Source organism: Actinoplanes subglobosus (assembly GCF_042650585.1).
Lineage (GTDB): Bacteria > Actinomycetota > Actinomycetes > Mycobacteriales > Micromonosporaceae > Actinoplanes > Actinoplanes subglobosus.
Map to the genome: position 1 here is coordinate 166,640 of NZ_JBHSBL010000002.1, position 14,975 is coordinate 181,614.

Annotated in this window: 9 protein-coding genes; 1 reads left to right on the forward strand and 8 read right to left on the reverse strand. The window is 70.2% G+C overall.

Features of this window, described 5'->3' with window-relative positions; translation table 11 throughout:
* Window positions 1–18: 18 nt before the first annotated feature.
* From ACFO0C_RS01360 to ACFO0C_RS01395, 8 genes are read right to left on the reverse strand one after another with little or no spacing between them, the layout of a single operon-like run.
* Window positions 19–1,617: a carboxylesterase/lipase family protein gene (locus ACFO0C_RS01360; protein ID WP_378064589.1), complete on the reverse strand. Its 1,599-nt coding sequence runs from the start codon at window positions 1,615–1,617 to the stop codon at window positions 19–21.
* Window positions 1,618–1,623: 6 nt separating this feature from the next.
* Window positions 1,624–3,771, reverse strand: a complete 2,148-nt coding sequence (locus tag ACFO0C_RS01365; RefSeq protein ID WP_378064590.1) for a beta-glucosidase — start codon at window positions 3,769–3,771, stop codon at window positions 1,624–1,626.
* On the reverse strand, window positions 3,768–4,931 hold the full coding sequence (locus ACFO0C_RS01370) for a glycoside hydrolase family 1 protein (RefSeq protein WP_378064591.1): 1,164 nt from the start codon (window positions 4,929–4,931) through the stop codon (window positions 3,768–3,770). The genes ACFO0C_RS01365 and ACFO0C_RS01370 overlap by 4 nt, the downstream gene beginning before the upstream one ends.
* 53 nt (window positions 4,932–4,984) lie before the next feature.
* A complete protein-coding gene (locus tag ACFO0C_RS01375; RefSeq protein WP_378064592.1) occupies window positions 4,985–8,035 on the reverse strand; it encodes a family 78 glycoside hydrolase catalytic domain in 3,051 nt (1,016 codons plus the stop codon).
* A complete protein-coding gene (locus ACFO0C_RS01380) occupies window positions 8,032–9,285 on the reverse strand; it encodes an ABC transporter substrate-binding protein (RefSeq protein ID WP_378064593.1) in 1,254 nt (417 codons plus the stop codon). Before ACFO0C_RS01380 ends, ACFO0C_RS01375 begins: the two co-directional genes overlap by 4 nt.
* Window positions 9,286–9,311: 26 nt before the next feature.
* Window positions 9,312–11,912 carry an alpha-L-rhamnosidase gene (locus ACFO0C_RS01385; RefSeq protein WP_378064594.1) on the reverse strand — a complete coding sequence of 867 codons (2,601 nt, stop codon included), beginning with the start codon at window positions 11,910–11,912 and terminating at the stop codon, window positions 9,312–9,314.
* Entirely contained in the window at window positions 11,909–12,730 is an 822-nt protein-coding gene (locus ACFO0C_RS01390; protein ID WP_378064595.1) for a carbohydrate ABC transporter permease, read from the reverse strand. Before ACFO0C_RS01390 ends, ACFO0C_RS01385 begins: the two co-directional genes overlap by 4 nt.
* Window positions 12,727–13,656 carry a carbohydrate ABC transporter permease gene (locus tag ACFO0C_RS01395; RefSeq protein WP_378064596.1) on the reverse strand — a complete coding sequence of 310 codons (930 nt, stop codon included), beginning with the start codon at window positions 13,654–13,656 and terminating at the stop codon, window positions 12,727–12,729. Before ACFO0C_RS01395 ends, ACFO0C_RS01390 begins: the two co-directional genes overlap by 4 nt.
* A 260-nt stretch (window positions 13,657–13,916) precedes the next feature.
* Here ACFO0C_RS01395 and ACFO0C_RS01400 point away from each other — a divergent pair, with 260 nt between their 5' ends.
* Entirely contained in the window at window positions 13,917–14,954 is a 1,038-nt protein-coding gene (locus ACFO0C_RS01400) for a LacI family DNA-binding transcriptional regulator (protein WP_378064597.1), read from the forward strand.
* Window positions 14,955–14,975 lie beyond the last annotated feature (21 nt).

Consider the following 14,975-nt stretch of genomic DNA (forward strand, 5'->3'; position numbering starts at 1 on the left):
CGGAATCGGCGGCGCCCGTCATGCGCGACGCTGCCAGTACAGCCGTTCGCTGCGGTCCGGGTCGTTGACGATGCGGCAGGTCGCGTCGATCCACATGGTGGCGCGGTCGTGGCGGGTGTAGGCCGGCCAGCGGGGCACGCCGGGTGCGTTCGGGCGGCCGTCGCGGGCGAACCCGGCCCACAGCGCGCTCATGTGCCGCGCGGTCGCCAGCTGCCCGGGCAGGGAATCCCGGCGGAGGGTGTCGAACTTGAGCGGAATGTCGGAGGCGTGCGGCGATCCGAGCGGGAAGTCGGTGCCGGGCACCAGCGTCGGGTCGGGGTAGGCGAGCTGGTACATGTAGACCGGCGCCCGATGCTGGGCAGCCTTCGCCTCGGCGATCTTGATGGCGTCGCGCCAGATCGGCGAGGTGGTGATCGCGAAATACAACTGGGCCGGGGTGGCCTGCGGGCGCGACCGGCGGAAGGTGGCGATGATCCGGTCGAGTTCGGCGCCCTGGTAGGTGCCGCTCAGGCGGCTGCGCAGACCGGCGTCATCGATGCTGAAGATGTCCTTCGAGCCGAAGAGGCTGAAGAACACCATCTCGTCGCGGGTGGTGCCGACCATCAGCGGTTTGCCGGCCGAGAACGGCGCGACGCCGTCGGCGAACGGGTGCCGCGGGATGACGGTGCCGTCGACGAAGGCGCCGAAGCCGGGCAGCACCGGGTCGGGGTCGCCCCAGGGCGCGACGCCGTTCGCGGCCTCGGACACCTGGATCTCCAGCAGCCGGGCGGCCGGGATGTCGTGCAGCGTGCGGATGTCGCGCCGGGTCAGCCCGAGCAGGTGCAGGGTCCGGTCGGCGCGGGCGATGGCGCCGTCGCGGGTCGGGAACCGCAGCGGCGCGGCGCTCTCCACCGACGCCTTGTGGAACAGCCGGGCCGCCGCGGGCATGGTGTAGACGGCCGCGGTCTTGGCGCCGCCGCCGCTCTCCCCCCAGACCATGATGTTGTCCGGGTCACCGCCGAAGTTGTCGATGTTCTCGGCCGTCCAGCGCAGTGCGGCGAGGATGTCCTGCATGCCCTGATTGGCGGCGTAGCCGTCGTGCGCGAAGCCGAGATACAGGTAGCCGAGCAGGCCGAGCCGGTGGTTCGACTCGACCACGACCACGTCATGCAGCCGGGCCAGCCGGGTCCCGTCCTGACCGGACGCCGACCCGGAGCCGATCATGTAGCCGCCGCCGTGGTTGTAGAACATCACCGGCCGGCGCTTACCGTCGGCGGCCGGGGTCCAGATGTTGAGGTAGAGACAGTCCTCGGACGGCGCCGGCATCCGGCCGTTGCCGCCGGGGCCCATCTCGCCGCCGGCGACCTGGTAGGCCGGGTTCGGGAACTCGACCGTGTCCCGGACGCCGCGCCAGCTGCGAGGCGGCTGCGGCGCCCGGAACCGGAGCTTGCCGAGCGGCGGGGTGGCGTAGGGGACGCCGAGGAACTTGACGATGCCGTCCTCGCGGCGCCCCCGCACCCGGCCGTACCGGGTGGACGCCTCGTCCCTCGTTCGGCCCGAATGGGCCTGTGCCGGGGTCGCGGCGAGGGATGTGACGGCGGCCGCCAGCGAACCGGCGAGCAGAGTCCTGCGTTCCATGAGTGATCAAACCTCCTTGGACAGGCGCACGGCGTGCGCCAGGACGGGATCGGACAGGCCCAGGCCGGGGAAGGCGGTCAGGGCGGTGAGCGGGAAGTCGCCGAGCACGATCTGCGACTCCGGGTCGGCGAAGATGCCCTGCGACTCCCCCACGGCGGCGCGCAGCGCGGCGGCCCCGGCCGGATCGGCGAGCCATTCGCGCAGGGTCGACACCGCGGTCAGCGGCTCGGTCACCATGTCACCGGGCACCTCGGCCGTCGTGGTCAGACGCAGGTCACGTGACGAGGCGCCGACGGCGATCTCGTAGGCGCCGCCTTGGACGAGCCACCGCTGATGCCGGGTCGACCAGTACGCCAGGTCGCGGGGATCGAGCTGGAAGGTGACGGTCTCGCCGGCGCCCGGCGGCAGATCGAGCTTGGCGAACGCCTTGAGTTCACGCACGGGCCGGGCCACCGGCGAAGCGGGGGGACCGACGTAGAGCTGCACGACCTCCTTGCCGTGCCGCGCTCCGGTGTTGACGACGGTGCAGGTGACCAGGACGGACGAGTCACCGGCGACGGTGACGGCAAGGTCGTGGTACGCGAAGGTGGTGTAGGACAGCCCGTGCCCGAACGGGTAGGCGACCGCCCGATCCACCGCGTCGTAGGCGCGGTAGCCGACGAAGACGCCCTCGCCGTAGCGGACGTGCCCGGCCTCGCCCGGGAAGTTGAGGTAGGACGGGTTGTCGGCGAGCCGTACCGGCAACGTCTCGGCCAGTCGCCCCGACGGGTTGACCGTCCCGAGCAGCAGGTCGGCGATCGCGCCGCCGACGGCCTGCCCGGACAACCAGGTCTCCAGGATCGCCCCGGCATGTTGCTGCCACGATGCCACCTCGACGGCGGAGCCGTTGGCGAGCACCACGACGACGTTGTCGTTGACCTGGGCGATCCGGGCCAGCAGTGTGATCTGTTCCGCGGGTAGATCCATGTGCCGGCGGTCGGCGCCTTCGGTCTCGTCACCGGCGGGCAGGCCCATGAGCACCACGACAGTGGCCGCCCGGGCGGCGAGGTCGATCGCCTGATCCCCACCGGCTGCGAACTCCACCGTGGTCCTGGCGCGCAGCTCGGTGATCAGATCGTCCACGCGGGTGGGGTTGACCTGCGAGCTCCCGGCTCCCTGGAAACGCGGAGACGCACCGATGACGGCGATGGTGTCGCCGGGCGCGGGGCGCAACGGGAGCAGGTCCCGGTCGTTCTTGAGAAGGACCGCGCAATCCGCGGCGGCGGCACGGGCCAGCGCGTGATGGGCGTCGACGTCGAAGGGCCCGTCGGGGTCGGGGGCCCGGTCGATGAGCCGCAGGATGCGTTCCACCGTCTGGTCGAGGACCTTCTCGTCGAGACGGCCGTCGCGGACCGCGGCGACGATCGCGGCGTCGCTGATCCCGAGTTTCGGCGGCATCTCCAGGTCCAGTCCGGCGACGAGCGCCGCGACCCGGTCGCGGACGGCGCCCCAGTCGGAGACGACGACACCGTCATAGGCCCATTCGTCGCGCAGCACATCGGTGAGCAGCCACCGGTGCTCGGCGGCAGGCACCCCGTTGACCAGGTTGTACGCGGACATCACCATCCACGGCTTCGCCCGGGTGACGATGCGTTCGAAGTGCGGCAGGTAGATCTCGCGCAGGGTGCGCTCGTCGACATCCGCGCTGACCCGCAGGCGGTCGGTCTCCTGGTTGTTGGCGGCGAAGTGCTTCACGCACGCGCCGACGCCCTGGCTCTGCACGCCGGTGACGTGGGCCTCGCCGAGGACGCCGGTGAGCAGCGGGTCCTCGGAGAAGTACTCGAAGTTGCGGCCGCACAGCGGTGATCGTTTGATGTTGACGCCGGGTCCGAGGACCACGGCGACGCTGAGGGCACGGGCCTCAGCGCCGATCGCCGCGCCGATACGGCGTACCAGATCGGGGTCCCAGGAGGAGCCGAGCGCGGACGCGGTCGGGAAGCAGGTGGCGGGCAGGGCGCCGGTGATGCCGGCCTGGTTGCCGTCGGGCTGGCGGCGCAGCCCGTGCGGGCCGTCGGAGACCATGATCGCCGGGATGCCGAGGCGGTCGATCGGCGCGGTGTGCCAGAAGGTGGAGCCGAGGCAGAGGGCGGCCTTCTCCTCGAGGGTGAGGTTCACGGATGGGTTCCTTGTCGGATGATGCCGGCGAAGGCGTGGGCGCTGGGTTTGGGGTGGCGGGTGAAGTCGTCGTCGACGGCGATCAGCCCGAATCTGGGCCGGTAGCCTTCGGACCATTCGAAGTTGTCGAACGCCGACCAGTGCAGGTAGCCGCGCACGTCGACGCCCTCGGCGATGGCCTGTCCCACCGCGGCGACGTGTGATCGCAGGTAGGCGATGCGTTCGGTGTCGTCCTCGGTGGCGATGCCGTTCTCGGTGACGTAGATCGGCAGGCCGACGCGAGCGGCGCGGTGCAGGATCTCGCGCAGGCCGTCGGGGTGTACGGCCCAGCCCATCTGGGTGACGGGTACATCCGGTGGTGGTGGTGCGAAGAAGAACGGTGACGCGGGGTCGACCCACTGTTTGCGGTAGTACTGGACGCCGAGCCAGTCGCCGCCGTCGACACCGGTCAGGCCGTCGAGATAGCGGTCGACGATCTCGTGGCGCATCAGGCTGAGGAACGGCTCGGGGCCGTCGAGCAGCGGCAACTGTACGGCCAGGCCGATCTGCGTGCCGCCGGCCGCCCGGATCGCCGGGACGGCCGCGAGGTGGGCGTCGAGGAGCACACCGCCGACCCGCCGCCACAGGGCCGGGTTGGTGAGGCCGGGCGGGTGGTAGCCCTCCAGGTAGCCGTGCAGGGCGATCATCTGCGGTTCGTTGATGGTGCAGAGGTAGGGCATGAGGTCGCCGAGCGCCTCGGTCACGAAAGCGCAGTACCGGGTGAACAGGTCGGTCGCGTCGGAGGCGAGCCATCCGCCCCGGGCGGCCAGCCAGCGTGGCAGCGTGAAGTGGTGCAGGGTGACGAACCCCGCCATGCCGGTGGCGGCGAGCTCGGTCAGTACGCGCCGGTAGTGGCCGATCGCCGCCCGGCTGAACTGCCCGGGCGCCGGTTCGATGCGGGACCATTCCAGCGACAGCCGGTGTGCGGTGTGTCCCAGGGATGCCAGCAGCGCGAAGTCGTCGGCGTACCGATGGAAATGATCGATGCCGTCGCCGGACGACCACCTCGCGGCAGAGGCCGGGGTTTGTTCGAAGTCCCACCAGTCGTTGTTGGTGTTGCCGCCCTCGACCTGATGGGCCGAGGTGGCGCTGCCCCACAGGAATCCGTCAGGAAATGTCACGGGGAACCCATCGTGGAGGGCCCGGCCTCGCCAAGGGAGGCCGGGCCGGTTCGTCACTTGGTGGTGAAGGCGTAGGTGCCGGACGGCACCTGGAAGACGGCGTAGCCGCCGGTGGTGCGCAGGAACTTCGCGCGGCGCGGGGTGCCGGCCACCCGGCCGCCCAGGGTCGGCACATGGATCGTGGCGGTGGTGTTCGGCGGGACCGTGACGGTCAGCCGAAGCCGGTTGCCGTCGCGTTTCCACTCCGACCGGGCGGTGCCCTGCGGGGTGGTGTAGTGGCCTTTGACGAACGTCAGGTCACCGACCACCTTCGGCTGAATGACCAATTCGCGGTACGCGACCACGCCCTCCGCCGCGCGGATGCCGGCGAGACCGGCGTGGAACCACTCCTCGATCTGGGCGAGGATCATGTGGTTCTTCGAGTCCCCCCGGTTCCAGCGCTCCCCCATCGTCGTCATACCGCCGGGGTTGGCGACGGTCGACTCCATGAAGTAGCCGTAACTGGGCTGGGTGTCGACGTGGATCAGGTCCCACAGCACGTCGTCGCGGCCACCCGCGGAGAGCGCCCGCACGATCGGTGCCATGCCGATGGTGCCGCCCATGAAGTGCCCGGCGGCGGTCACGAGCCCCACCAGCGCGTCCAGCACGGCCTGACGCTCGGCCTCGGGCACGAGCCCGGCGTCGAGCGCGAGCGCCTGCGCGGTCTGGGAGACGGCGCCGTTGTCCGCGTACAGTCGCCGGGCCGGGTCCCAGAAGGCCTGGTGGAATGCGGTTTTGATGTCGGCCGCGAGCGCGGCGTACTTCGCGGCGTCGGCGGGCGGCGCGAGTTTCGCCAGCTCGCTGATCATCACGTAGTAGCCCCAGGTGCCGGTGATCCTGCCGGACACCGGTTCGGCGGACACCCAGTCGGCCAGCGCCGCGTCGACGATGTTGCCGACCGCCTTCTGCCGCGCGATGTAGTCGGCGAACGCCACCATCCGCGGGTAGTACCGCTCGGCAGTGGAAACGTCGCCGTAGAGCTGCCGCAGGAACCCCGGCACCAGGATGATCGCGTTGCCCCAGTTGATCTCGTCACCGAAACGGCCCGTGTATCCCCAGTCGTAGACCGGGGTCTTGAGCGCCACGTTGCCGGCCATCGGGGTGGCCGCGACCGACTGTCCTTCGACCAGGTGGTGCTCGTGGGTGCGCAGGTAGGCGTCGAGGTCAAAGTTGCGGTGGATCGAGCCCATCGGCATCGTGTAGTCGGCCGGGTAGGACAGTTTCTCCCGGCCGGGGCAGTCGGTGAAGACGCTCATGATGTTGCCGGCGAACGAGTACCAGGCCATCTTGTGCAGCCGGTTCACTCGGGCGTTCGACGTGGTGACCGCCCCGGCGAGCGGGGTCTCGGCCTGGACCCGCAGCCCGGTGATCGTCTCCTTCGTCGGGACATAGCCCTCGGGCAGGCCGGTGACCTGCACCCACTGCATGCCGAAGTAGTTGAAGTCCGGCCGCCACGTCTCCCCGCCGCGCAGCCCGGCGGTCGTGTAGGTGTTGAACAGGTCCACACCCCGGCTACCGCCACCACCGCGCAGTGACGCCTGGTCCACGGTGCCGTCGGCCGCGAGGGACTCGGCCGGCGAGACGCGGATGGTGACGCCGGCGGGTAGGCCCTTCACCGTCAGCTGCGGGAATCCGACGATGTTCTGACCGAAGTCGAACACCCACGTCCCGGGCAGCGGGTTGGTGATCGCGACTGGCTCGTACCGGTCGGCGATCGTGATCGGCGGCGCGGTGCGGCCGACCAGTTTCGTCGCCAGGTTCGGCGGCGGCGCGATCCCGGCCGCGATCCACCCGGTGAGCGTGCCGTCGCGCCGCTTCGCGGCCGCCGACAGGTCGGACTTGGGCTGGTCCCAGCCGGGCTGCTCGCGACGGGCGTCGAAGTCCGACCCCGAGTACCAGGCGTCGGTGACCAGCGGGCCCAGCGCGGTGCGCCACTCCCGGTCCGAGACGATCACCGTCTCTTTCCCACCGGCGTACGTGATTTCGAGGCGCGCGATGAAGCGGGGTGTGACGGCCGCTCCGGCGCTGGCGTCGCTGGCCGCGATGTTGTTGCCCGAGCCGGTGACCGTCACGCCGGCCGGGTGCGGCTCGGACAGGCCGGGGCTGAAGGTGATGCTGTCCGTGCCGATCGTGGTGATGACCCGCGATTCGAGGTTGTCGCCGCCGGCGCCGGTGTCGACGTTGATGGTGCCGCCGACGTGGTAGCCGGTGACGCTGCTCAACGTGACCGTGGTGGCCCCGGCCTCGACGGCGCCGGTCAGGGTGCCGTTGCCCTTGAGCTGGCTCTGCCACCACGAGTACGGGGCGGTGCGCCCGACGGCGGGGTTGGTGGCGCTGCGCCGCACGTAGGCGGGGCCGTTGCCCAGGCGTACCCCCACGGTGTTGGCGCCTTTGCGCAGCTCGCCGGTGATGTCGTAGACCCGGTACTCGCTGGAGAGCTGCCAGTTGGAGTAGCCCGGCGCGAGCACCTCGTCGGTGAGGCCACGCCCGTTGAGGGTGGCCAGGTGCATGCCGACGCCGGACAGGTAGAGCCGGGCCCGGACAACCTTGCGATGCGCATCGGTGGTGAACTGCCGGGCGAAGATCGGCATCGGCTGGGTCTCGGCCCGTCCCGGGTAGTCGATCCAGCGCGCGGCACCCCAGTCCTCCTGGTGCAGCAGGCCCATCTCGAAGGTGGACGACCGGCTCCAGTCGGTGGCGCGGCCGTCGGCGTCCCATGCCCGGACCTGCCAGGTGATGCGCTGCCGGGAGGTCAGCGCTTTGCCGTTGTAGCGGACGCCGGACTGGACGGACGAGCCGACCTTCCCGGTGTCCCAGAGCAGGCCGGGCCCGTGGACCCGGATCTGGTAGGCGGTCTGCCGGTCCGCGGCGGCCGACGACGTCTCGGCGAAACGCCAGCCGAACACGGGGTTCGGGGTGTCGAGACCGAGCGGCTGGTCCTCGCGGCCCTCGACCCGCAGGCCGACGACACGGAGTCCGGGGGCGCCGGCGGTGGCGGGGCCGGGGGTCAACAGAGTCGCGGACGGTACGGCGATGGTGATCCCCAGTGCGGTGCGGCGTTTCATGCGCCGGCCTTGTAGTCGGTGTCCATGTCCTTGAGGACCTCGTCGGCGGTGGCCTGGTTGCTGAAGACCTCCTGCAGACCGCTGAGCATGGTCTGCTGGACCTTGGCGTTGGGCCACAGCTGGTCCATGAACGGCACGGTCTTGTTGCCCTCGACGAACGTGGTGAGTTCGGCCAGGCCCGGGTCGACGGTGGTGCCGGCGCCCGGCAGGGTCGGCAGGCTGCCCTGGGCCTCGTTGAAGGTCTTCATGCCGGCCGGCGACATGACGAAGGTGATGAACTTGAGCGCGAGTTCCTTGTTCTTGGCCTTGGCGTTCACGCCGTACCCGGCGCCGGCCGCCGCGGGCATGATGAAGCTCGCCGCGTCGTCGGTGGCCGGCAGCGCCTTCATGGTGAACTTGCCGGACGGGTTCTTCTGCTTGAGCAGCCCGATGATCCAGTTGCCCTGAATGATGCCGAGGGTCTTGCCGGTGGCCGCGAGAGTCTGGCTGGCCTCGTAGCTGGTGCCCAGCGGGTCCTTCTGGAAGCAACCCGCGGCGTTCATCTCCTGGTACTTGGCCATCGCGGTGGTCCACGGCGACCCGGCGAAGGTGGCCTGACCGGCGGCCATCTTGGTGTCGAAGTCCTTGTCGGTGCTGTAGACGGTGGTGGCGACCAGGGCGTACAGGGCGATCTGGGTGACCCAGTTGTCCTGGATGCCGAGAGCGAAGGCGGGGGTGCCCTTGCCGGCGGCGGCCTTGCAGAAGGTGAGCAGGTCGGTCCAGGTGCCCGGCGCGGTCAGCCCGGCCTTGGTCAGGGCGTCGTCGTTGTAGACCGCGCCGATGCCGTTGAGCCCGAACAGCGCGTTGTAGGTCTTGCCCTCGTACTGGGCGACCTTCTTGAACGCGTCGGGCAGCTGGGCGGCCCATGGCTGGTCGGACAGGTCGAGCAGGTAGCCGGGCTTGGCGATCACGTAGGTGGCGCCGGGGTTGCCGTTGCCGGGCCAGACGGTCATCACGTCGGGGGCGGTGCCGGACGCCAGCTGGGTGCGGATCTGCTGCTGGTACTGGTCGGCGCCGCTGGTGGTCAGGTTGACGGTGATGCCGGGGTTGGCGGCCTTGAACGCGTCGACGACCTTCTCGATGGAGCCCTGGTCGACCGAGGCGATGGTCAGGGTCTGGTTGTCACCGGCGCTGCTGGTGCTGGAGTTGGTGCCGCTCGAGCAGGCGGCGAGCAGGGACGCGGCCGCGACCGCGGCGAGGACTTTTTTCACGATCTTCTCCTGAGTGGGGAGATGACTCAGACGGGGGTGGTGAAGGTGTATCGGCCGGATGCCAGCCGCAGGGTGAGCCCGGCGGCGGACGGTTCGGCCCGTAGAACCCCGGGCGTTCCGGCAGCGTGCACACGGCCGGGATCGCTGGTGGGGATCAGAAGGATGGCGGTGCTTCCCGGCGGCACCGTGGCGGTCACGGTGAGCCGGTCGTCGTCGATCGACCAGCCGCAGGCCACCAGGCCGCGGGCGGTCTCCTGCTCGGCGCGCGCCCAGGTGAGCCGGCCGGTCGGGTCGGGGGTGGGGCGCAGCAGCAGTTCGGAGTAGGCGACCGAGCCCGGGGTCTGGTCGATGCCGGCGACGCGGCCGTAGAGCCAGTCGCCGACGCTGCCGAGGCTGTAGTGGTTGAAGGAGTTCATGGCCGCGGACTGGAAGCCGCCGTGTTCGGTCCAGCCGTCCCAGCGCTCCCAGATCGTGGTGGCGCCGTGCCGGATCGAGTAGCCCCACGACGGGTATTCGTCCTGGTGCAGCAGGGCGTAGGCCAGATCGGCGCGGCCGTGTTCGGCGAGCACCGGGCACAGCAGGGACACGCCGACGAATCCGGTGGTCAGCCGATTGCCGCGACTCTCGATGTCGTGCGCCAGACGATCAACGGCCGGGTGTACGAGGTCCGCCGGCAACAGTTCGAAGGCGAGTGCCAGCAGGTACGCCGTCTGGGTGCCGCCCTTGACGCTGCCGTCGTCGGCGACGAAAGCGTCGACGAAGGCGTCCCGGATCCGCGCGTGCAACTCACGGAATCGTTGCGACGGCCGGCCGAGCACGTCGGCGGCATCGGCGACGATCCGGGTGCTGTGCGCGAAGTAGGCGGTGGCCAGCACATCGCGGGGAGTCTCGGCGTCGATCTGCAGCCAGTCTCCGTAGGAGTTGCCGGTGCGGTGCTCCCACAGCAGGTCCGGGTTGTGCCGGTGGATGTGGTCGACCCAGCGGGCCATCGCGTCGAAGCTGTTCTCCAGCACCCGCCGGTCGCCGTAGGTGCGCCACAGCAGCCACGGGATGATGACGCCGGCGTCGCCCCAGGCCGGGGCTCCCTCCCGGTCCAGGACGATGATCGGGGCGATGTCCCGGAACGCTCCGTCGTCGTCCTGGCCGTCGACGACGTCGCGCATCCAGCGGGCGAAGAAGGCGGAGACGTCGGCGTTGCGGGTCGCGGTCGGCGCGAACACCTGCGCGTCGGCGAGCCAGCCGAGCCGCTCGTCGCGCTGCGGGCAGTCGGTCGGCACCGCGACGAAGTTGCCGCGCTGCCCCCAGCCGATGTTGGCGTGCAACTGGTTGACGGTCGGGTCCGACGACTCGAACCGGCCGGTCCACGGGATGTCGGAGTGCAGGACCCGGGCGGTCACCTCCGCGGGATCGGGGGTGTACCCGGTGACCTCGGCGTACCGGAAGCCATGGAAGGTGAATCGCGGCTCGAAGACCTCGATCTCGTGGCCGGCGCAGATGTAGGTGTCGGTGGCCGCGGCACGCCGCAGGTTGTCGAGGTACAGCGAGCCGTCGGTGTTGAGGACCTCGGCGTGGCGCAGGGTGATCCGCTGCCCGGCGGTGGCGTTGCGGATGGTCAGGCGGACCCGGCCGACCAGGTTCTGCCCGAAGTCGGCGATGCCGTTCTCGACCGTGACGGCCGGCAGTTCGGCGGTCACCCGGATCGGCTCGTCCGGTTCCGCGGTCAGCGGCCCGACCGCGGTGTCCAGGACGACGACCGGGCGCGGCCCGGACAGCTCACGGCGGCCGTCGGTGAACTGACCCATCATCAGATCGGCGGAGCGGACCGGGCCGTCGTGCTCGGTCCAGTCGTCGGCGGTGGCGATGATCTGCCGGGAACCGTCGGCGAAGTCGAGGACCAACTGGGCGAGCAGTCCCGGGGCGTCGCCGTAGTGGCGGGCCGGGCGGCGCGGGTCGAAGCCGACGTAGCCGCTCCACCAGCCGTCGGCGACGGTCGCGGCGACGGTGTTGCGACCGGCCCGGACCTGGCCGGTGACGTCGTAGGTCTGGTACTGGATGCGGTGGTGGTACTCGGTCCAGCCCGGCGCGAGCTCGTGATCGCCGACGCGCTCGCCGTTGAGTTCCGGCTCGTAGACGCCACGGGCGGTGGCGTAGAGCCGGGCCCGGATCGGCTGCTCCGGCACATCGAAGTCGCGGCGCAGGTGCAGCGCGGCCTCGGCGGGACCGGGTGAGACCAGGTCGTCGTCGGTCGGCGGGTCGACCGGCGGCAGGGCCACCGGGTCACGGCCGATCCACACGGCGGTCCACTCGTCCGGCTCCAGCAGCCCGGTCTCGAACCAGGTCTCGGCCGCGCCGGTGCTCGTACCCCCCTCGTCGAAGACCTCGACCGACCAGCGATAGCGGGTCGCCGAGCGCAACCCCGCGCCCTGCCAGGGAATGAGGATGGTGTCGGCGCTCTCGCGCCGGCCGGTGTCCCAGACGGTCTCGCCGTCGGCGGTGGCGATGATGCGGTAGGCGCTCTGCGCGGCACCGGGCCGGTCGGAGCGCAGTTTCCACGACAGGCGCGGCTGCCGTGCGCCGATGCCGAGTGGTTCGGTGCGCTGTTCTGTCTGCAAGCCGTAGGGGGTCATCCCTTCAGCCCTCCCGCGAATCCGTTGATGATGCTGCGCTGCAGGGCCAGGTAGACGGCGAGGACCGGCACGATGCTGATCAGCAGGGCGGCGAAGATGAGGTTCCAGTCACTGACGAACTGGCCGACGAACCCGGCGATCGCGACGGGCATGGTCTGCTGGTCGCTGCCGGACAGATAGAGCAATGGGGTGAAGAAGTCGTTCCAGACGCTGACGGCGTTGAGCACCAGCGCGGTCACGGTGATCGGCTTGAGCATCGGCAGGATCACGTAGCGGAACGCGGTCAGCGGCCCGCAGCCGTCGATGGTGGCGGCCTCCTCGAAGTCGCGGGGCAGCGCCCGGAGGAATCCGACGTACAGGAAGGTGGTGAACGGGACCTGCAGGCCGGCGTAGAACAGGACCAGGGACCAGACCGAGCCGAGCAGCCCCAGGTCGCGGATGGTCTGGTAGAGCGGCAGCGAGGCCAGCTGGAACGGCAGGATCAGCCCGAGCATGATCAGTAGGAACGTGCCGCGGGACCAGTGCGCGGTGGAGCGGGCCAGCGGGTAGGCGGCCAGCGACGACACGACCAGCACGATGAGGACGCTGAGCGTGGTGACGAGCACGCTGTTGATCAGGGCGCCTCCCAGGCCGCCCTCCTGCCAGGCCTGGCTGAAGTTGGCCAGTGTGGGCGACGTGGTGGGGCTGATCGGCGAGGAGGTGTCGCTCGGCGCCCGGAAGGCCAGGTTCACCAGCACGTAGACGGGGAAGGCGAAGACGATGGCGACCGCGATCATCAGGATCTCGAGGGCGAACGTCTTCCTCGTGTAGCGGTTCATGACGCCGCCTTCTCGTTGCGGTTGAGGGCGGTGTACTGGCCGGCGGAGATGACCGCGACGATGGCGGTGAGCACGACGGCGAGGGCGATGCTGTAGCCGAACTCGCCGAGGGTGAAGGCGTCCTTGTAGATCAGCGTGGAGATGGTGTCGGTGGCGTGGCCGGGTCCGCCGCCGGTCATGCCGTAGACCTGGTCGAACAGCTTGAGCCCGCCGATGATCGACAGCATCAGGTTGATCGTCAGCGCGGGTGCGAGCAGGGGCCGGACGATGGACCAGAAGCGGCGTACCGGTCCGCTGCCGTCGATGGCCGCGGCCTCGTAGATCTCCTTGGGAATCGACTGGAGGCCGGCGATGAAGATGACCATCGAGTAGCCGGCGTACTGCCAGACCACGACCAGCACGATCATCCACAGCGCCAGGTCCGGATCGCCCAGCCAGTTCTGACCCGTTATGCCGAACATCCCGAGCAGGCTGTTCACCGCGCCGTCCGGGCCGAGCAGGTTGCGCCACAGGTAGGCGGTGACGATCTGGGCGACGACGGCCGGGGCGAACAGCAGGACCCGCAGGAAGTTGCGGCTCTTGATGGCCGTGTTGACGCCGAGGGCCAGCAGCAGGCCCAGGCCGTTCTGCAGCACGGTGATCGCGGCCGCCACCAGCAGGGTGTGCCAGATGGCCTGTAGCGCGTCGGGATCGTCGGTCATGGCCCGGAAGTTGTCCAGGCCGATGAAAGCGAAGTCCGGGTCGAGGCCGTCCCAGTCGGTGAAGGCGTAGTAGACGCCGCGGGCGCTCGGCGCGAGCACCACGAAGGCGAACAGCAGCAGTGCCGGAACGGTGAACCACCACGGTGGTGCGGCATGGGTCCGGCGGCGCGGCGGGGACGCCGCAACGGCCCGGCCGGGGCGCCGCTGTCGAAGATCGGTTGTCACGGGAAACCCCACCTTGCTGAATCGTTTCATGATCAGGTGGAACGACCGCGACGCCTACGCCGCGGCAAGGCGACCGAAGCGGCGCCGGAGTGATGTGGGCAACGTTTTCCAAATGTTTCGCCGACCTTACGAGCGCGTGCCGAACAGCGTCAAGAGGTTCAGGCCTGGCAATCGCGGCTTTCGCTCGCTGCCCGGCCCCACTTTCCCACCGCCACGATGATCTCTATGGTGGATAACGTTTCACCAAGTAGGGAGAGCGCATGCACCAACCGCCGGCAACCGCCCGGAGGGTGACGATCGGGGACGTGGCCCGGCACGCGGGGGTGTCGACGACCGCGGTGTCGAAGGTGCTGCGCAACGCATACGGCACCAGCGCGCACATGCGCAGCCGGGTCCACGCCGCCGTCGACGCCCTCGGCTACCGGCCGTCCGCCGCCGCCCGCGCCCTGCGCGGCCGCACCTGGACGGTCGGCGTGATGCTGCCCGACGTGCGCAACCCGTTCTTCGCCGACATCCTCGACGGCGTCACCGAACACCTCGACAGCACCGACTATCAGCTGTTCATGACATCCGGCTGCGACGACGTGGCGAGCGAGGCCCGCGTCACCGAAGCCATGATCGACCGCAGCATGGACGGGCTGATCCTGATCGCACCGGTGTCCCCACCCAGGCACCTGGAGCGCGTAGCCCAGACCGTGCCGACCGTGGTCATCGGCCGGCACAGCCGATCGGCACGCTTCGACACCGTCAACGACGACGACTTCATCGGCGCCGGGCTGATCGTGGCGCACCTGGCCGCCCTCGGCCACCGCCGCATCGCCCACATCGAGCATCACGAGACCGACCGGATACGCCTCGCCGAGATGCCCAACGCGCTGCGTGCCGACGGCTACCGCCACGCCATGCGCGAGCACGGGCTCGGCGAGCACATCGATGTCGCCTCCACCAGCTACACCCGCGCCGGCGGCCAACACGGCGCGAAGATCCTCCTCGACCGGGAGGACCCGCCAACCGCGATCTTCGCAGGCGCCGACGTCGTCGCGCTGGGCGTCCTGGACGCGCTCACCGAGGCCGGACTGTCCGCACCCGGCGACATCTCCGTCGCCGGATACGACAACATCACCCTGGCCGGAATCCGCGCCGTCTCCCTGACCTCGATCGACCAGGGCGGCCACCGCATCGGAACCGCCGCGACCCGCCTGCTGCTCGACCGCATCACCGACCCGGACCGCCAGGCCACCCAGGTCAAACTCACCCCCACCCCGGTCGTACGGGGCACGACCGGCCCGCCACGCTGATCAGTACGCTTTGCTGAACCC